At 62.7% G+C, this 656-nt stretch carries 1 pseudogene; it reads right to left on the bottom strand.

Features of this window, described 5'->3' with window-relative positions:
* A pseudogene (locus Aple_RS56690) lies at window positions 1–368 on the bottom strand (D-aminoacylase); the annotation flags it as partial.
* Between the last annotated feature and the right edge of the window lie 288 nt (window positions 369–656).

Here is a 656-nt window from a genome sequence, read left to right as displayed (position 1 = left end):
CCCTCAACCCCCGGATGCCCCCCATTAATCGCCGCAAAATACTGCCGCACATACCGAAATGTCGCCCGCTCCCTAACCGGCGCAAACGACAACCCATCCTGCCCCACCAAAACACTCGTCACCCCCTGCCGCAAACAAGCCAACTGCACGCCTTCCTCAAAAACCACCCCATCCCCATGCGAATGACAATCAACAAACCCCGGCAACACAAACCTCCCCTCAGCCTCAATCACAACCCCCGCATCCACCCCACCCAACCGCCCAACAACCACAACCCGCCCACCTTCAACCCCCACATCCCCCCGAAACCGAGGCGCTCCGGTCCCATCGACAATCCATCCACCCCGCACCACAACATCAAGTCCCATGCCCCGATTCAACCACCGGATCTTGAAACCCCCACCCAACCAACCCACCTGAAGCCTCGGTCTCGGCACTTCGACCTGTGCGGAAAACGACGCCGATACGCCCGTCGTCTTCTTCGGGTGGCCACGGTGCTGGCGGGCCGGGCGGAGCCTGAGGGAAACAAACAGGCTGGGTGGGTGGGAGAACCACCGTGATGCGACTGCGGTAGCTGGTTGGGCGCGAGCCTCGTTCGATCGTCGGTGTCGGGCGCGCGATCCGCGTTCATCCCGCTTGCCGTGCTCGGATGCCAG

Origin of the sequence: Acrocarpospora pleiomorpha (assembly GCF_009687885.1) — a bacterium.
Taxonomy (GTDB): Bacteria; Actinomycetota; Actinomycetes; order Streptosporangiales; family Streptosporangiaceae; genus Acrocarpospora; species Acrocarpospora pleiomorpha.
The sequence above is the reverse complement of the archived record's forward strand: the minus strand, read 5'-3'. Positions and strand labels throughout refer to the sequence as shown.